Annotated in this window: 15 protein-coding genes; 12 read left to right on the top strand and 3 right to left on the bottom strand. The window is 70.3% G+C overall.

The window, feature by feature from the left end; all coding sequences use genetic code 11:
• Positions 1–220 precede the first annotated feature (220 nt).
• From AC1KAT_RS18700 to AC1KAT_RS18690, 3 genes are all read left to right on the top strand, one after another.
• Positions 221–1501 (top strand): prohibitin family protein, encoded by a 1281-nt coding sequence (locus tag AC1KAT_RS18700; RefSeq protein ID WP_480328482.1) that lies wholly within the window; start codon positions 221–223, stop codon positions 1499–1501.
• Positions 1502–2935, top strand: coding sequence for a hypothetical protein (locus AC1KAT_RS18695; protein WP_480328481.1), 1434 nt, complete (start codon positions 1502–1504; stop codon positions 2933–2935).
• Positions 2936–3043: 108 nt separating this feature from the next.
• The gene (locus AC1KAT_RS18690) at positions 3044–3673 is read left to right on the top strand and encodes a hypothetical protein (protein ID WP_480328480.1); all 630 of its coding nucleotides are present in this window, start codon (positions 3044–3046) and stop codon (positions 3671–3673) included.
• A gap of 19 nt (positions 3674–3692) precedes the next feature.
• Here AC1KAT_RS18690 and can read toward each other — a convergent pair whose 3' ends face one another.
• Both can and AC1KAT_RS18680 read right to left on the bottom strand, forming a co-directional pair.
• Positions 3693–4370, bottom strand: coding sequence for a carbonate dehydratase (gene can, locus AC1KAT_RS18685; protein ID WP_480328479.1), 678 nt, complete (start codon positions 4368–4370; stop codon positions 3693–3695).
• A 69-nt stretch (positions 4371–4439) separates the two neighbouring features.
• Complete coding sequence (locus AC1KAT_RS18680; protein ID WP_480328478.1) at positions 4440–5177, bottom strand: helix-turn-helix domain-containing protein; 738 nt, start codon at positions 5175–5177, stop codon at positions 4440–4442.
• Between the two features lie 172 nt (positions 5178–5349).
• Here AC1KAT_RS18680 and AC1KAT_RS18675 point away from each other — a divergent pair, with 172 nt between their 5' ends.
• Positions 5350–5799 (top strand): YiaA/YiaB family inner membrane protein, encoded by a 450-nt coding sequence (locus AC1KAT_RS18675; RefSeq protein ID WP_480328477.1) that lies wholly within the window; start codon positions 5350–5352, stop codon positions 5797–5799.
• An 81-nt stretch (positions 5800–5880) separates the two neighbouring features.
• Here the strand turns inward: AC1KAT_RS18675 and AC1KAT_RS18670 are convergent, their stop codons facing one another.
• On the bottom strand, positions 5881–6621 hold the full coding sequence (locus AC1KAT_RS18670; RefSeq protein ID WP_480328476.1) for a hypothetical protein: 741 nt from the start codon (positions 6619–6621) through the stop codon (positions 5881–5883).
• Positions 6622–6855: 234 nt separating this feature from the next.
• On the opposite strand from AC1KAT_RS18670, the gene AC1KAT_RS18665 reads away from it, so the two are divergent.
• The 8 genes from AC1KAT_RS18665 to AC1KAT_RS18630 all read left to right on the top strand — a co-directional run bounded on the left by AC1KAT_RS18665 (position 6856) and on the right by AC1KAT_RS18630 (position 15831).
• A complete protein-coding gene (locus tag AC1KAT_RS18665; RefSeq protein ID WP_480328475.1) occupies positions 6856–7839 on the top strand; it encodes a 3-oxoacyl-[acyl-carrier-protein] synthase III C-terminal domain-containing protein in 984 nt (327 codons plus the stop codon).
• A gap of 85 nt (positions 7840–7924) precedes the next feature.
• A complete protein-coding gene (locus tag AC1KAT_RS18660; protein ID WP_480328474.1) occupies positions 7925–8944 on the top strand; it encodes an NAD-dependent epimerase/dehydratase family protein in 1020 nt (339 codons plus the stop codon).
• Entirely contained in the window at positions 8922–9728 is an 807-nt protein-coding gene (locus tag AC1KAT_RS18655) for an MBL fold metallo-hydrolase (RefSeq protein ID WP_480328473.1), read from the top strand. The genes AC1KAT_RS18660 and AC1KAT_RS18655 overlap by 23 nt, the downstream gene beginning before the upstream one ends.
• Positions 9728–11035 (top strand): F390 synthetase-related protein, encoded by a 1308-nt coding sequence (locus AC1KAT_RS18650; protein WP_480328472.1) that lies wholly within the window; start codon positions 9728–9730, stop codon positions 11033–11035. Before AC1KAT_RS18655 ends, AC1KAT_RS18650 begins: the two co-directional genes overlap by 1 nt.
• The gene (locus AC1KAT_RS18645) at positions 11032–11679 is read left to right on the top strand and encodes a phosphatase PAP2 family protein (protein ID WP_480328471.1); all 648 of its coding nucleotides are present in this window, start codon (positions 11032–11034) and stop codon (positions 11677–11679) included. The genes AC1KAT_RS18650 and AC1KAT_RS18645 overlap by 4 nt, the downstream gene beginning before the upstream one ends.
• A complete protein-coding gene (locus tag AC1KAT_RS18640; protein ID WP_480328470.1) occupies positions 11676–12791 on the top strand; it encodes a sterol desaturase family protein in 1116 nt (371 codons plus the stop codon). The genes AC1KAT_RS18645 and AC1KAT_RS18640 overlap by 4 nt, the downstream gene beginning before the upstream one ends.
• Positions 12788–13942, top strand: a complete 1155-nt coding sequence (locus tag AC1KAT_RS18635; protein ID WP_480328469.1) for a fatty acid desaturase family protein — start codon at positions 12788–12790, stop codon at positions 13940–13942. Before AC1KAT_RS18640 ends, AC1KAT_RS18635 begins: the two co-directional genes overlap by 4 nt.
• The gene (locus tag AC1KAT_RS18630; protein ID WP_480328468.1) at positions 13939–15831 is read left to right on the top strand and encodes an MFS transporter; all 1893 of its coding nucleotides are present in this window, start codon (positions 13939–13941) and stop codon (positions 15829–15831) included. Before AC1KAT_RS18635 ends, AC1KAT_RS18630 begins: the two co-directional genes overlap by 4 nt.
• Positions 15832–15883: the final 52 nt, after the last annotated feature.

Genomic DNA, 15883 nt, shown 5'->3' with positions numbered 1-15883 from the left:
TCTCGGGGCTTCGACACCTCAGCCCGAACGGAACCCGAGCTGCGCGGGATTATGAAAGCCAGGCCTCGCCAGGCCGCGTGAAGATTTCTTCCGCCCCCCGCCGCGCACCTTCCGCCCGCGCGAACGAAGACGCCCCGCGGCTGCATTGAGCGCTCCGCCCTCGGTTCGAAGAATGGCTTTCCAGAGAGACACCCCTCTCGGCAACCCAAGGAGCGAGGACATGAGCAACCCCCTGAACACCCCCGACGACAGCACCCGCAGCCCGGCCTCGAAGGTCCACGCGACGACCGAGGCCATCCGCCAGGCCTTCGGCCGCGGCGCACAGGGCCTGGCCCACGGCACCGCCCGCCTGGGCCGCGCGCTGATCGACTCGCGCGCCGTGATCATCGGCGTGGGCATCGCGGCGATCAGCGCCTATGCGCTGGTGAAGCACCCGCCGATGGGCACCGTCCCGGCGGGCGAGGTGGGGGTGCGCACCAACCTCTTCACCGGCGGCATCGACGAGTTGCGCGACGGCACGGCCCTGGTGCTGCCCGCGGTGCACGAGTTGCGCATCTTCTCGCTGCGCGACCAGACCTACCGTCCGGCGGCCAAGGGCGAGGCCCCGTTCCAGTCGGTCGAGGGTTTGTCGTTCGGCGCCGACCTCGCCGTGCGCTACGCGCTCGACCCGGCGCGCATCTCGACGATGGCCCGCAAGCTGCCGGCCGACATCGGCGGCGAGGTGGTGCAGCCGGCGGTCCAGGGCGTGATCTACAAGGTGTTTGCGCGCTACACGGTGCGCGAGATCTTCTCCAGCAAGCGCGTCGAGATCCAGCAGGCCATCGAAGGTGAACTGCGCGGCAAGCTGGCCGCCGACGGCATCGTGCTGCGCAGCGTGCAGATGGGCCAGGTGCAGCTGCCCGACGAATACCGCGCCGGCATGGACAAGCTGCTCGCCGAAGAGCTGGAGACCGAGAAGATGCGCTACACGCTCGAACTGAAGGCCAAGCGCGTGAAAGAGACCGAGCTCGACGCGCAGGCCGAGAAGGTGCGCCGCGAGACCGCCGCCGCCGCGTCGGCCGCCGAGCAGGTGATCGCCGCGAAGGCGCAAGAAGAGGCGATGAAGCACGTGCTGCCCTTCAAGCAGAAGCAGATCGAGCAACGCCAGTTCGAGGCCGAGGCCGAGAAGCAGACCCGCGTGAAGATGGCCGAGGCGAACGCGCAGGCCCGCCGCATCGAAGCCAGCGGCGAAGCCGAGTCGCGCCAGAAGCTGGCCGACGCCGAGGCCTACCGGCTCGACCGCGTCGGCAAGATCGCCAGCGAGCAGATGGCCCGCGACGGCGCGCTCTTGAGCCGCCACCCGCTGCTGATCCAGAAGACCGTGGCCGACAAGCTGTCGGACAAGATCCAGGTGATCATCGCGCCCCCCGGCACGAACGGCAATTTCATCGCCGCCGGCCTGGTGGGCGGGGCGCCGGCCCCCGAAGCCGCCGCTGCACAGAACGCGTCGGAGGCCGAATAAATGTTCGCCACCGCCGCCGCCGCCGCCACGCTCACGCTGGCCATCGTGACCCAAGACCAGGCCGCGCTGCGCAACGCGCCGCGCGACTCGGCCGCCCAGCAGGCGGTGATGTGGCAGGGCGACGCGCTCGAAGTGCGCGGTGAGCGCATGGGCTATGTGCAGGTCTGGGACCACCGGCGCGAACGCGCCGGCTGGGTGAAGGCCACGTCGGTGCGCAAGACCACGCTCAAGCCCGACGAAGCCCCCGCACTGCTGTCGGTGCTGCGTTTCGTGCGCGACACGCCCGGCGCCGAAGCCCTGGGCATCGCCTACACCGCGGCCTATTTGAAGGCCGCGCCCGCGAGCGCCATCGACGCCGAACCCTTCGACGCGCTGGGCCAGATGGCCGAGCGCCTGGCGCGGCGGGCCACCGCACGGCAGGGCAAGGGCGCCGAAGTTGTGTCGGCGCACCTCGAGGTCGCCACGCACTACGGCGTCACCTTCAAGAGCTACGAGCACGAGGGCACGATGCGCCTGTGCTACGACGGCGAGGCCTTTCGCCGCGTGCTCGCCATGCCGGCCGCCAGCGCCGCACAAAAAGCCCAAGCCGCCCTCGCGCTGACGCGGCCCGACTGCACCGACCCGGCGCTGCCGCCCCTGCAGCGCCAGCAACTCGACGCCTGGCAGGCCGAGGTGCTGGACCGAATCGACGCGCCGGCCTTCGCCACGCTGAACGAGACCGACAAGAACCGCCTGCGCATGCGCCGCGCCGGGGTGTGGTCGTCGCTGGCCTTCCAGCGCGCGCGCAAGGGCGAGGCCGCGCAGCCCGCCGCGCAACGGGCACTCGACGAGCTGGCCGGCGTCAACAAGGCCGAGCTGAGTGACAGCGAGGCCCTCGACTACAGCGAAGCCGCGCTGCGCGTCGGCGCGAGCCGCTGGGCGGCCGAACCCGTGCGCACGGCCAGCGGCACCCAGCTGCGGCTGGTCGCGCAACCCGGCGAACCGGGCCAGACCTGCGTGCAGTTGCAAGACGGCCGCGCGCGCCCCGGTGCCGCACCGCTGGCGCAACGCTGCACCTGGGGAGTCGCGTGGATCGCCTCCGCGAGCTTCAGCCCCGACCAGCGCGCCGCCACGCTGGCCGTGCAGCCGCTCGAAGGCTGGCGCGAGCTGTGGGTGTTTCGCAAGACCGCCGATGGCTGGGCGCTCGACGTGCTGCCGCCGGCATCGACCGCGCCCGAACTCGGCTACCTCGAATTCGCCGGCTGGGTGCCGGGCACGAACAAACTGCTGCTGGCCCGCGAGCTGCGCGCCGACGGCCGCCTGCGCCGCAGCTTCGAGGTGATGACGCTCGACGCCCTGGCCATCGACAAGCAGGCCAGCACGCCCTCGCTGCTGGCGCTGTTCGGCAAGTGGCAAGACCCGGCGTGGAAGCGCGCGACGGTGAGCCTTCGCTGACAAACGTGTCTGAGGCGTCCGACGCCCCCGATGCGGTGGGGTGAGATGCCGGCGCCGGTGGCTAGACTGCGCGCCGAGAACGAGTCGAGATCGAGGGAGCAACAAGACATGAGCACCTGGCCCCGCACCCCCGCGAAGCTGGCCTGCGCCGTCGCCCTGGGCACCGCATTGGCCGCGCCGGCCGTGGCGCAACGCTTGCACCGCTGCACCAACGCGGCCGGCGTGCAGCACTGGTCCGACCGGCCTTGCCCCATCGATACCACCCCGGCGCTCGGCGTGCGCGGGGCAGCCCCCGCACCGCCGCCCACGCGGCCGTCACGCAGCTACAGCGACAGCTTGCCGCCGCCGCAGCCCCTGCCCGAGCATGCCAAGTACCTGAGCCCGGCCTGCGCCCAGATCATGGAAGCGATGCGCACCGGCCCCTCGCGCGGTGTGCGCTGGCCCGAGCTGAACCAGCTGCAGCTCGAGTACCAGCACAAGTGCCGCGACGACGACATGCAGGCCAACCAGCGCCTGGGCGAAGAGTGGCACGCGCGGCACGAGCAGAAACAGGCCGAGGCCCGGGCGCGCCAGCAAGAGCGGCAGATGGCCCAGGACGAGCGGGACCGGTGCCGCGAACTGCAACGCAACCTGGCCACACGCCGTCAGCGCATCGCCTCGATGACCGAGGGCGAAAAGGCCGACCTGCAGCGCTTCGAAGCCAGCTACGCCGCGCGCTGCGCAGCGGCCACACGCTGACGGCGCGCGTGCGCTGTGCTCAGCCCGTCGCCACCGGGCCGGCGGGGTAGCGAGCGAACACCGTGGCCAGCGCCTTCGCGTAGGCCGGCTCGATGTCGTCGTAGCAGCCGATGCTCATGCTGAGGTCTTCGAGCAGGCCGTTGTGCAGGCCATAGACCCAGCCGTGCACGGCGACTTGTTGCCCGCGGGCCCAGGCGTCTTGCACGATGGTGGTCTGGCAGGCGTTGAGCGCCTGCTCGACCACGTTCAGCTCGCACAGCGCATTGACGCGGTCGGCCAAGGGCAGGGTGTCGAGCCAAGCGCGGTGGCGGTTGCGCACGTCTTGCACGTGGCGGATCCAGTTGTCGGCCAAGCCGACGCGGCGGTCGTCGAGCGCCGCCGCCACGCCGCCGCAGCGCGAGTGGCCGACGACGATGATGTGCTTGACCTTCAGCACGTCGGTGGCGAACTGCATCACCGACAGGCAGTTGAGGTCGGAATGCACCACCACGTTGGCAACGTTGCGGTGCACGAACAGCTCGCCCGGCAGCAGATCGACCAGCTCGTTGGCCGGCACGCGGCTGTCGGCACAACCGATCCACAGGTACTGCGGCGCCTGCTGCTGGAGCAGGCCGGTGAAGAAGCCCGGGCGTTGCGCCTCCATCTTCTTCGCCCACTGGCGGTTGCTGGTCAACAGTTCCTGAAGGGGTCGGGTCATGCGGTCTCGATCAAGAAATGAGGGCGACGGAGTTTAGCGGCCGACGCCCGCCCGGCCGGCGATCACCTGTCACGCCGGGCGCTTGAGGTCGCGGAAGGCCGCGAACAGCCACGAGCGCATGCCCACCACCAGCGTGTAGGGGCGGCGCTGCTCGGGGGCGAGCTTCTGGTCGGCCAGGTGCTGCTGGGCGAAGTCCTGCCCCACGCGCTGCAGGCGTTCGACGAAGGTGGCGGCGAGGCTGGGGCTGATCTGGCCGTGCACCAGCATCAGCGTCTCGCCTTCGGCGTCGAAGCCGCCGCTGAAGTAGTCGTCGGCGACGTGCCCGCGGAAGAACTCCATCACCGGCCCGTGCGGCCGCCAGCGAAAGCCCTTGGCGATCTTGAGCCGGTAGCGGTTGAGCGGGCGCAGCTCGATGATGTCGAGGCGGTCGAGCTGCACCAGGTGCTTGACGACCTCGGCCTCGGTGAAGGTGTAGGTCGCGAGGATCTGCTCGCAGGTCCACTGACTCACGCAGCAGATGGCCACCAAGAGCAGCTTGCGGTCGGCAACGACGGCCTTTTCTTGCTCAAGCGTGAGTTCGCGGCGCAACGGCTGCGCGTCGGCGACCTTGCGGGCCAGCTCGGCGAAGTCGAGCTTGAGCACACGGCAGATGTCGTCGATGCGCGAGAGCGGCATGTCGCCCTTGGCAAACACGCGCTTGATGCTCGACTCGGCCATGCCCAGGGCCTCGCCCAGGTCGGCGTAGGTGATGCCGGCGGTCTTGAGTTCGGTCTTCAGGGCCTTGATGAGGTCGAGGGTGGTGCTCATGGGCGGCGATGCTAGCCGCCGGCGCCCGCCGGTATCGCGTGGCGATGCTTTTCAGGCTGTGCCATGCACCCGGTGAATCCACCGGTGGTGCTCGCCCGCGGCGCACCCACAATGCGCCCCGGCGCTGAAGCTTGGCGCCGCCACCAAAGCAACCGAAAGTGAGGAAGGGCAAATGAGCGAACGCATCGTCTATCGCCGCGACACGGGCGGCTGGATCGTCCAGGTCTGGGTTTCCTTCGGCCTGGCCCTGCTGGCCTGCGCGGCCGGCATCTGGCAACTGCCCAGCGAACAACTCGACCGCGCGTTCCTGGCCATCGGCTTCTTCTTCTGCCTGTTCGCGGCCTTCGCGGTCGCCAAGACGCAGCGCGACAACCGCGACGGCCAGGTGGACACCGGCGGCTGGATCGCCATCGTCTGGGTCGGCTTCGCGGCCGCCGTGTCGCTGACGGCCTGGGGCCTGTGGCGCATGACCATCCAGGACTGGCAGAAGTCGTACATGGTCGTGAGCTGGCTGTTCCTGATCTCATCGACCTTCACGATCGCCAAGACCATCCGCGACAAGCACGAGGCCGACGTGGTCGGTGGCGCCGCAGCCGCCCCCGACACCCAGCCGGGCCGCTGACCACCCCCGGGCCGTTCATCGGCCCCGCATGCCAAGAGCGCCCCGCGGGGCGCTCTTTTTCGTGGGGCGCGGGGTGGTGGTTCAGTCGCCGCGCTTGACCCGCAAGAACTCCCCCTGGCGCAACAAGGCCGCCGCCTGTCCCTCGACCAGCCGGGCTTCGCGCGGGGTCAGCTGGGCGGTGAGTTCTTCGAGCTGCTGCACCAGCAGTTGCTGCGCCGAGGCCCCGGCATCGGCCAGCGCCACCGCCCGCTGGGCCGCCGGCACCCGCAGGTAGGCCTCGACCGAATCGGGCAGGTAGCGCCGCATCAGCTCGGCAATGAAGAGCGCGTCGTCAGGGCGGAAGGGCGGCTCGACGGCCCCGCTTTGCAAGGGCCCGGCCATGCGCGCCAGCGTCGCCTGCAGGCGTTCGAGCACCGCCAGCGCCTCGGCCGGCAACTGCTCGGCGCAGCGCTGCAGGGTGGTGTCCAGGCGCGCTGCGGCCTCGGCATCCCAGGCGCTGGCGATCGGCCCCGCCGTGGGTGCGGGCCGCGTGCGCCAGGCCCAGACCCCGCTGCCCACGGCGAGTGCGGCCCCGGCCACGCCCAGCGGCCACAGCCCCTGCAACCAGCCGATGAAGAGCCCGATGCCGCCGAGCCCCAGGCCGACGGCCGCGCCAACCGACCCCGGAGCCGCGCGCGGGCGCCCGGCCGTGGCGCGACGCGAGAGGCCGGCGTCGAGCCGGTGACGTTGCAACAACTTGTGTCGGCGCTCGCGCAAGGCATCGGGCAGCGAGGGTTTGGCGAGCAGCGGTTTGCGCGCGGCAGGACGGCGGGAGATGGGCATGGCAGGCAGCGGCACAAGCGCAGCAGCAACAAGACCGGGCGATCTTAGGGACACATCGCCCCCGCCTGCCAACACAGCCTGCTGGGCCCGGCCGGCGGCGGCCAAGTGGCGTGTGGCGATACCCGCGGACGCACCCCGGCATGCCGCCCGATCGGGTGCTTGTGGTGAAACGAGGCGCTCGCAACACTCCCGCACCTGTTTTCATCGCGGTCATCGCACCGACACAGAACCCGCATGGTTCCCCTGCAGATCATCGCCACCGGCAAGGCCCTGCCGACACACCGCGTCACGTCCGACGCGCTGGACACCCGCCTGGGCCTGCCCGCCGGCACCGTCGAACGCAAGTCGGGCGTGCGCTGGCGGCACCATGCCGAGCCCGGCGAGAGCCAGTCGGCCCTGGCCGCGCAGGCCTTGCGCGACGCCTTGCAGCGCGGCGGCATCGCGGCCGCTTCGGTGGACCTGCTGATCGGCGCCTCGGGCGTGCCCGAGCAGGCCCTGCCCGGCACGGCGGCGCGGTTGCTGGCGCAAGGCGTTTTGCCCGCCGGCACTGCGACGATGGACGTCGGCGCCTCGTGCCTGAGCTTCGTGGCCGCGCTGCAGGTGGCGGGCGGCCTGCTGGCGGCCGGGGTGCACCGGCGCATCGCCATCGTCGCGTCGGACCTCGCCTCGCGCGGCATCGACTGGGCCGATGCCGAATCGGCCTACCTCTTCGGCGACGGCGCGGCGGCGGTGATCGTCGAGCGCTCCAACACTGGCACGACGGGCATCGCCGCGCAGCGGCTGGAGACCTACCCCGACGGCGTCGCCTTCTGCGAGATCCGCGCGGGCGGCACCCGCGCCACCCCGCGCGCCGGGGCCACGCCGGGCGACTTTCTGTTCCGCATGGATGGCAAGCGTGTGTTCAAGCTGGCCTCGGCGCGGCTCGAAGGCTTTCTGCAGCGCCTGCTCGACCCGGCGCGCCTGACGCTGTCGGACATCGACGTGCTGGTGCCGCACCAGGCCAGCCACCTGTCCATGAAGCACGCGGCGCAGCGGCTCAAGCTGCGCGAAGGCGCGCTGGTCGATATCTACGCGACGCATGGCAACCAGGTGGCGGCGTCCATCCCGACCGCGCTGCACGAGGCCTTGACGAGGGGTCGCATCCGCCCCGGCTCGCGCGTGCTGCTGCTGGGCAGCGCGGCGGGCCTCACGCTCGGCGGCATGGTGCTGCGCACATGAAGCGGGCCGAGCGCAGGGCCGCTCCCAAGCCGGCCCGCATCCCCCCGGGGGATCGAACGATGTATCCATCGGTCGAGGGGTCGTCATGAGCACCCTCGTGACCGGTGCGACCAGCGGGCTCGGGCGCAACGCGGTGGATGGCCTGCTTGCCGCCGGACAGCCGCTGCGCGCCACGGGTCGCAACACGGCCGTGGGCGCGGCGCTCACGCGGCAGGGCGTGCCCTTCGTCGCGGCCGACCTGGCCACGCTCGACGCCGCCCAAGCACGCGCCTTGCTCGATGGCGTCGAGACCGTGTGGCACTGCGCCGCGCTGTCGTCGCCCTGGGGGCGGCTGGCCGACTTCACCGCCGCCAACGTCGAGGCCACGGCACGGCTGGCCCGCTTCGCGGTGGCCCACGGGGTGCGGCGCTTCGTGCACGTGTCGACACCGTCGCTGTATTTCGACTTTCGCCACCGCTTCGACGTGACCGAAGAGCAGCTCGCCGCCCGGCCCTGCAACCACTATGTGCGCACCAAGTGGGTGGCCGAGCAGGTGATCCGCCAGATGGCGAAAGACCACCCGCGCACGGGCTTCGTGATCTTGCGGCCCAAGGCGCTGTTCGGCCCGCACGACCGCGTGCTGCTGCCGCGCATCTTGCAGATGATCGACGCGCGCGGCGGCGTGCTGCCGATGCCGCGCGGCGGCCAGGCGCGGCTCGACCTGACCTATGCGCCCAACGTGGTGCATGCAATGCAGCTTGCGTCCACCACCGAAGGCCTCGCCCCGGCGCGCGCCTTCAACATCACCAACCACGAGCCGATGCAGCTGCACACGGTGCTGACCCGCCTGCTGCGCGACGAGCTGAAGCGCGACTTCCGCATCCGCGCGCTGCCGCATGCGTTGCTCGATGTCGTCGCACGCGGGCTCGAAACGGTGAGCGCCTTGACGAAGCGCGAACCGATGCTGACCCGCTACAGCGTCGGCGCGATCCACTACGACATGACGCTCAGCAACGAACGCGCGCAGCGCGAGCTGGGCTATGCGCCGATCCACGACATGGCCGAGGGCATTCGCCGAACGGCCGACTGGCTGCGGGGGCCGCATGGCGCGCATCACGCCGTTTGAGGTGGGCCACTGCGTGCACCCGGCGTGCTCGGTGCAGCGCAACGCGGGCTTGGCGTCGTGCCGCTTCCCGGCGCGCGCCTACCTGATCGAAACGCAAGGCCAGCGCTGGCTGTGGGACACGGGCTACGCGAACCACTTCTTCGACCACACGCGCACGGGCCTGTTCGCCTGGTACCGGCGCGTGACGCCGGTGCACTTCGACAGCGCGCAGTCGCTGCGGGCGCAGCTGCAGGCGCGTGGCATCGGGTTGCGCGACCTGAACGGGCTGATCCTGTCGCACTTCCACGGCGACCACATGGCCGGGCTGCGTGACTTCGACGGCGTGCCGCTCGCGTGCAGCACCGAGGCATGGCGCGAGATCGGCCCGCTGCGGGGCATGGCCGCCCTGCGGCGCGCGTTCGTGCCGGGGTTGATGCCCGGGGATTTCGAATCGCGCGTCAGCTTCGTCGAACAGTGGCCATGCGTCGAGCTGCCCGCGCAGCTTGCGCCCTTCACCCACGGCCACGCGTTGCCGGGCAGCGCGGGCGAGGTGCTGGTGGTCGATCTGCCTGGGCATGCGGCCGGCCAGCTCGGCGCCTTCGTCGCCACCGACGAGGGCTGGGTGCTGCTCGCGTCCGACGCCGCGTGGACGCACGCCAACTACCGCGAGATGAAACGCCCGCTGCCCATCGCCTATGTGCTGATGCACGACGGCCGCGCCTACGACCGGACCTTGCGCCATCTGCAGGCGCTCGACCGCACGGGCGGCGCGCGCATCCACCTGACGCACGAAGGCGCGCTGTGATGCTGCCGCGCCTGCTGTGGCACTACTTGCGCACGAAGCGCCTGCGTTTCAACGACCGCGCGGCGCTCGAATCCCACCAGCAACGCGAGCTGCAACGCTTCGCCCGCGAGGTGCTGGCGCGCAGCCCGCACTTCCGCGCGTTCAGCCAGCTGCCGCGCGAGCAGTGGCCGGTGATGAACAAGGCGTTGATGATGGAACGCTTCGACACGATGAACACCGCCGGGCTGCGCCTGGCCGAGGTGCAGGCCTGCGCGATGGCCGCCGAGACCACCCGAGACTTCGCGCCCACGGTCGGGCGCTACAGCGTGGGCCTGTCGTCGGGCACCTCGGGTCGACGCGGCGTGTTCGTCGTCAGCCCCGAAGAGCGCGCGCAGTGGGCCGGCACGCTGCTCGCCAAATTGCTGCCCGGGGGCTTGTTCGCCGGCGAGCGCGTGGCCTTGCTGCTGCGGGCCAACAACAACCTCTACAAGACGGTGAAGAGCCCGTGGCTGGCCTTTCGCTTCTTCGACCTGTTCTCGCCTTTCGACGCGCTGGTCGATGCGCTGGCTGCGTATCGGCCCACCATCGTGGTCGCGCCCGCGCAGGTGTTGCGCGCGCTGGCCCTGGCGCAGCGCGAAGGCCGCATCGACCTGCGCGCCACCCGCGCGATCTCGGCCGCCGAGGTGCTGGAGCCGCAAGACCGGCAACTGCTGGCCGCCACCTTCGCCAGCGTCGGCGAGGTCTACCAGGCCACCGAGGGCTTTCTCGGCGCCACCTGCGAACACGGCACGCTGCACCTCAACGAAGAGTTCATCCACGTCGAACCCGAGTGGATCGACGACACCCGCTTCGTGCCCGTCATCACCGACTTCACGCGACGCACGCAGCCCGTGGTGCGTTACCGGCTCGACGACATCCTCGTGGCGCGGCGCACGCCGTGCCTCTGCGGCCGCGTCACGCTCGCCATCGACGCCATCGAAGGCCGTTGCGACGACCTGCTGCGACTGCCCGGCGCGCACGGCGGCACCGTGGACGTGTTCGCCGATGTGGTGGCGCGTGCGCTGGCGCAAAGCCTGCCGCCGCAGGCCGACTACCGGCTGGTGCAGACCGGCCCGGCGCGGCTGTCGCTGCACGTGGCCGAGTTGGCCGACGCACATGCGGCGCAGGTGCACCTGCACGAGGTCTTCGCGCGCCTGGGCGTGGCGGTGCAGGGCTTGCACTGGCGCATCGACACCCAGGTGCCCGCCACCGACTTCACCACCAAGCGGCGGCGCATCGTGCGCCGCTTCGAAGCCGTCACCGCGCCGGCCGAGGCGACCCCGGCATGACACGTACCGAGTTCATCACCCGCTGCCGCCACATGCTCTTCGGCTGGGGCTTCGTCGGGCTCATCTACAGCTTGGGCGCGGCCGGGCCGGCGCCGTCGCGCGTGCTGCACGAGACGGCGTTCGAGCGCCTGGTGCCGTTCGACCCGCTGGGCATCTGGGTCTACCTGTCGTTCTTCGCGCTGGTGGGCGGCACGTTTCTGACGCTGCCGCTGGTGCGGCTGCCGCGCTTCACGCGTTCCTTCCAGATCGCGGCGCTGGCCAGTGGCCTGGTCTTCTGGTTGTGGCCCACGCAGTTGGCCACGCCGCCGGTGATCGCAGGCGAGGGCCTCAGCGTCGAGGTGCTGCGCCTGCTCGACCGCTTCGACACCGGCCGCAACTGCCTGCCCTCGCTGCACGCGGCGCTGACCTGGCTGTGCGTGCGCGAATGGCTCGACGCCCGTCGCCCCTGGCGCACGGCCGGCGCCATCGGCTGGGGCGTGGCAATGCTGCATGCCATCCTGCAGACACGCCGGCACCTGTCGCTCGACATCGTGGCCGGCTGGGCGGTCGGCCTCGTCGCGGGCTGGCTGGCCGGCAAGATGCGTTCTGATGTGAACGAAGCAGACACGCCCGACGCCTGGCGAGTCGAAGAGGTGTCCCGATGACGATGAAGCTGTTCGCGCTGCCGCTGGCGGTGATGTTGTTGATGGTGCTGGCCGAGGCCTGGGTGCTGCGTCGCCAGGGCCGGCCCGTGTGCTGGCACGACACGGTGCTCAACCTCAACTCGGGCCATGTGCTGATGCTGCTGCTGCGCGGCGTCGAGGTCGCGGGTTACGCGTGGCTGCTGCAGCACGCAAGCCTGGGTTGGATCGCCGAGTGGCCCGTCGCGCTGCAATGGCTGTTCGCCTTCTTCGCGTGGGACTTCTGCTTTTACTGGTTGCACCGCCTGCACCACAAGCTGCCGATCCTGTGGGCCGTGCACGTGGTGCACCACGAGGGCGAGCACTTCAACCTGTCGCTGGGCATCCGCAACTCGTGGTTCTCGTCGCTGTCGTCGCTGCCCTTCTTCGCGGCGCTGGCGGTGCTGGGCCTGCCGCTGCACATCTTCGTGCTGGTCGGCGGCTTTCATTACGGCGTGCAGTTCTACAACCACAACGCGCTCGTGAAGCGCAGCGGCTGGCTCGACCGCTGGTTCGTCACACCGGCCCACCACCGTGTGCACCACGGCGTGCAGCCGGTCTACATCGATCGCAACTTCGGCGGCACGCTGCTCATCTGGGACCAGCTCTTCGGCAGCTTCCAGCGCGAGCTGCCGGATGAACCCGTGCGCTTCGGCGTGCACCGACCCACCGGCTCGCGCAACCCGCTGTGGGCCAACCTCGTGCCGGTGGCGCAGTGGCTGGGCCTGCGCGGCTGGACCGCGCCGCAACCCCGGCACGCGATGAGCGGCCTGTGGGTCGCGGCCGGCGGTGTGCTGCTGTATGCACTGGTCATCCAGCACCTGCAACTCGAAGACAGCCGCACCGCGCTCGCGCATGCGCTGTCGTTCGCGCTGATCTTCATGGGCACGCTGGCGCTCGGCCTGGCGTCTGACGGCCAGCCCCTCGGCCGCTGGGCCTGGGCCGCGCTGGGTGGCATCGCCATGCCGCTGTTCGCCTGGGGGCAGGGCCAGCAGCCCTGGGTGGACGCCGGCTTCGCGCTCGCATGGGCGGGGCATGCGGCCTGGGCCTGGCGGGCTTCGGCGCCCGCCGCCGCGTCGACTGGGGCGGTGGCATGAGCCTCGGTGCGGACGATCGCCGGCCGCGCTTTCGCGCCGCCAGCGGCACGCCGTTCTGGCGCGAACTGAAGACCGAAGTGGACGCCGAGTTGCGCGCCGGCGAGCACCCGCATCGGCACTTCGATCGGGCCAGCTGGCTCAAGGCCGCCGTGCTCGCGCTGGTGATGGCCACGGCCTACGCCGGGTTGCTGCACGCCAGCAGCGCCGTGGGCTTCGCGCTCGCGCACATCGCCTTTTTGTTCACCGCGATGGCCTTGGCAATGAACCTGCTGCACGACGCGGCGCACGGTGCCGTCAGCCGCTCGGCCGGCGCCAACCGCTTCTGGCGCCGGCTGGTGGCGCTGCCGGTGGGCATCGACTCCGACATCTGGACGGTGCGCCACGTGCACTACCACCACACCTATGCCAACGTCGATGGGCTCGACCTCGACACCGACCCCAACCCCTTTCTGCGGCAGACGCCGCACCAGCGCTGGTCGCCGCAGTACCGCTTCCAGCACCTGCACTGGCCGCTGGTGGCGGCGCTGTCGCTGCCCTACCTCGTCTGGTATTCGGACTTCATCGACCGCTTCGGCCGCACGCCGCTGAAGCACGACCGCGTGCTGCCGGGCCTCGGCGGGTGGACCTGGTTCTTCACCGCCAAGGCGCTGCATGTCGGCATCGCGCTCGCGCTGCCGGCCTGGGTGGCGTCGGGGCAGGGCATCGGCCTCGGCACCGTGCTGCTCACGTACCTGGCGGGGCAGATGCTCGCCTCGTGTGTGCTGGTCGCGCTGATCCTGGGCACGCACTGGTCGGGGGTCGAGTTCTTCCTGCCACCGGCCAATGGCCGCTTCACACACAGCTGGCAAGAGCACGCCTTTCGCACCACCTGCGACTGGACGGCACGCCTGCCCGGCCCGCTGCCGCGCTGGATCGGCCTGTGGCTCGGCGGCCTGAACTGGCACCTCACGCACCACCTCTTTCCGGGCCACGCCCACCGCCACTACCCGGCGATGGCGCCTGTGGTCGCCCACGTCGCGGCACGCCATGGGCTGCGGTATCGTGACCTCGGCTACGCCGAACTCTTCGCCCTGCAACAGCGCTTCTTGCGCGAGATGGGCCGAAAGCCCGTGGCCCCACCGAACGACGTCGCCCCGAGGAGCCCCGCTTGAGCGCGAATCACGAGCACCCGAACCAATTCGCCCTGCTGGGCCAGCGCCGCTTCGCGCCCTTCTTCTGGACGCAGTTCCTCGGCGCGGGCAACGACAACCTGTTCAAGTTCGCGCTCACGGTGATGGTGACCTACCAGCTGCAGCTGAACTGGTTGCCAGCGAGCATGGCCGGCCTCGTGATCGGCGCCCTGTTCATCCTGCCCTACCTGCTGTTCTCGGCCACCAGCGGGCAGCTTGCCGACAAGCACGACAAGGCGCAGCTGATGCGCTTCATCAAGTGGCTCGAAATCGCCATCATGGCGGTCGCGGCCTGGGGCTTCATGGCGCAGAACGTCGTCGTGCTGCTGGCCTGCGTCTTCCTGATGGGCCTGCACTCGACGCTGTTCGGCCCGGTGAAGTTCGCCTACATGCCGCAGCACCTGAGCGAGCGCGAGCTGACCGGCGGCAACGGCCTGGTCGAGATGGGCACCTTCGTGGCCATCCTGCTCGGCAGCCTGAGCGGCGGCCTCTTGATCGCCATGCCGCAGGTCGGGCCGCAGTACGTCGCCTGGGCCTGCCTCGCGCTGGCCGCGCTGGGCTGTGCGGTCGTGCACGCCGTGCCGGCCTCGCCCTCGACCGACCCCGGCCTGCGCATCAACTGGAACCCCTTCACCGAGACCTGGGCCAACCTGAAGCTCGCGCACGGCAACCTGGTGGTGTTCCGCTCGTTGCTGGGCATTTCGTGGATGTGGTTCTTCGGCTCGGTGTTCCTGTCGCAGTTCCCGTCGTTCGCCAAAGAGGTGCTGCACGGCAACGAGCAGGTGTCGTCGCTGCTGCTGGTGGTGTTCTCGGTGGGCATCGGCATCGGCTCGCTGCTGTGCGAGATGCTCTCGCGCCGGCACGTCGAGATCGGCCTCGTGCCGCTGGGCGCCATCGGCATGAGCGTGTTCGCCTTCGACCTGTACTTCGCCTCGCGTGGGCTGCCGCCCTCGGCCCCGATGACGCTCGGTGCCTTCATCGCCCAGCCGGCGCACTGGCGCGTGATGGCCGACTTGGCGCTGCTGTCGCTCTTCGCCGGCATCTACAGCGTGCCGATGTACGCGCTGATCCAGGTGCGCGCGGCAGCCAGCCACCGCGCACGCATCATCGCGGCCAACAACATCCTGAACGCACTGTTCATGATCGCCAGCTCGGTGATCGTCGGCCTCTTGCTGCAGGCGGGCTTCACGATTCCGCAGGTGTTTCTGGTGACCGCGCTGCTCAACGCCCTCGTGGCGACCTACATCTTTCTGCTGATGCCCGAGTACCTGCTGCGCTTCGTGGCCTTCATCGTCACGCGCTGCATCTACCGCTTCAAGGTGCGCGGCGACGAGCACATCCCGACCGAAGGCGCGGCCGTGCTCGTGTGCAACCACGTCAGCTTCGTCGATGCCGTGCTGCTGATGGCCGCGAGCCCGCGCCCCATCGCCTTCATCATGGACCACCGCATCTTCAAGATCCCGGTGCTGGGCACCTTGTTCAAGCTGGCCAAGGCCATCCCGATCGCGTCGCAGAAAGAAGACCCGGTCGTCTACGAGCAGGCCTTCGCCCGCGCCCGTCAGGTGCTCGAAGCCGGCGACCTGCTGTGCATTTTTCCCGAAGGCGCGATCACCCGCGACGGCACGCTGGGCGAGTTCAAGGGCGGGCTGATGAAGATCCTCGACACGCACCCGGTGCCGGTCATCCCGATGGCCCTGCAGAACCTCTGGGGCTCGTTCTTCTCACGCATCTCGGGCGCGGCAATGACGCGGCCTTTCCGCCGCGGCTTCTGGAGCCGCGTGGGGCTGCAGGTCGGTGAACCGGTGCCAGTCTCGCAGGTCACGCCCAGCAACCTGAGGGCCCGCGTGGCCGTTCTTCTTGAGGGCCAATGACGTGTGGGATGCACTCGTTCGACGCGGGCTTGCCCGCCAGGCAAGGCGGCAA

The organism is Piscinibacter sp. PDB5-1 (assembly GCF_056676035.1).
This window is presented reverse-complemented; position numbering and strand designations above follow the sequence as displayed.

Bases quoted from the DNA above. Each gene is read 5' to 3' on its own strand.
- AC1KAT_RS18640 (WP_480328470.1), top strand. From the start codon at position 11,676: ATGACGATGAAGCTGTTCGCGCTGCCGCTGGCGGTGATGTTGTTGATG.
- can (WP_480328479.1), bottom strand. From the start codon at position 4,370: ATGACCCGACCCCTTCAGGAACTGTTGACCAGCAACCGCCAGTGGGCG.
- AC1KAT_RS18675 (WP_480328477.1), top strand. From the start codon at position 5,350: ATGAGCGAACGCATCGTCTATCGCCGCGACACGGGCGGCTGGATCGTC.
- AC1KAT_RS18690 (WP_480328480.1), top strand. From the start codon at position 3,044: ATGAGCACCTGGCCCCGCACCCCCGCGAAGCTGGCCTGCGCCGTCGCC.
- AC1KAT_RS18700 (WP_480328482.1), top strand. From the start codon at position 221: ATGAGCAACCCCCTGAACACCCCCGACGACAGCACCCGCAGCCCGGCC.
- AC1KAT_RS18670 (WP_480328476.1), bottom strand. From the start codon at position 6,621: ATGCCCATCTCCCGCCGTCCTGCCGCGCGCAAACCGCTGCTCGCCAAA.
- AC1KAT_RS18665 (WP_480328475.1), top strand. From the start codon at position 6,856: ATGGTTCCCCTGCAGATCATCGCCACCGGCAAGGCCCTGCCGACACAC.
- AC1KAT_RS18660 (WP_480328474.1), top strand. From the start codon at position 7,925: ATGAGCACCCTCGTGACCGGTGCGACCAGCGGGCTCGGGCGCAACGCG.
- AC1KAT_RS18650 (WP_480328472.1), top strand. From the start codon at position 9,728: ATGCTGCCGCGCCTGCTGTGGCACTACTTGCGCACGAAGCGCCTGCGT.
- AC1KAT_RS18635 (WP_480328469.1), top strand. From the start codon at position 12,788: ATGAGCCTCGGTGCGGACGATCGCCGGCCGCGCTTTCGCGCCGCCAGC.
- AC1KAT_RS18680 (WP_480328478.1), bottom strand. From the start codon at position 5,177: ATGAGCACCACCCTCGACCTCATCAAGGCCCTGAAGACCGAACTCAAG.
- AC1KAT_RS18645 (WP_480328471.1), top strand. From the start codon at position 11,032: ATGACACGTACCGAGTTCATCACCCGCTGCCGCCACATGCTCTTCGGC.
- AC1KAT_RS18695 (WP_480328481.1), top strand. From the start codon at position 1,502: ATGTTCGCCACCGCCGCCGCCGCCGCCACGCTCACGCTGGCCATCGTG.
- AC1KAT_RS18655 (WP_480328473.1), top strand. From the start codon at position 8,922: ATGGCGCGCATCACGCCGTTTGAGGTGGGCCACTGCGTGCACCCGGCG.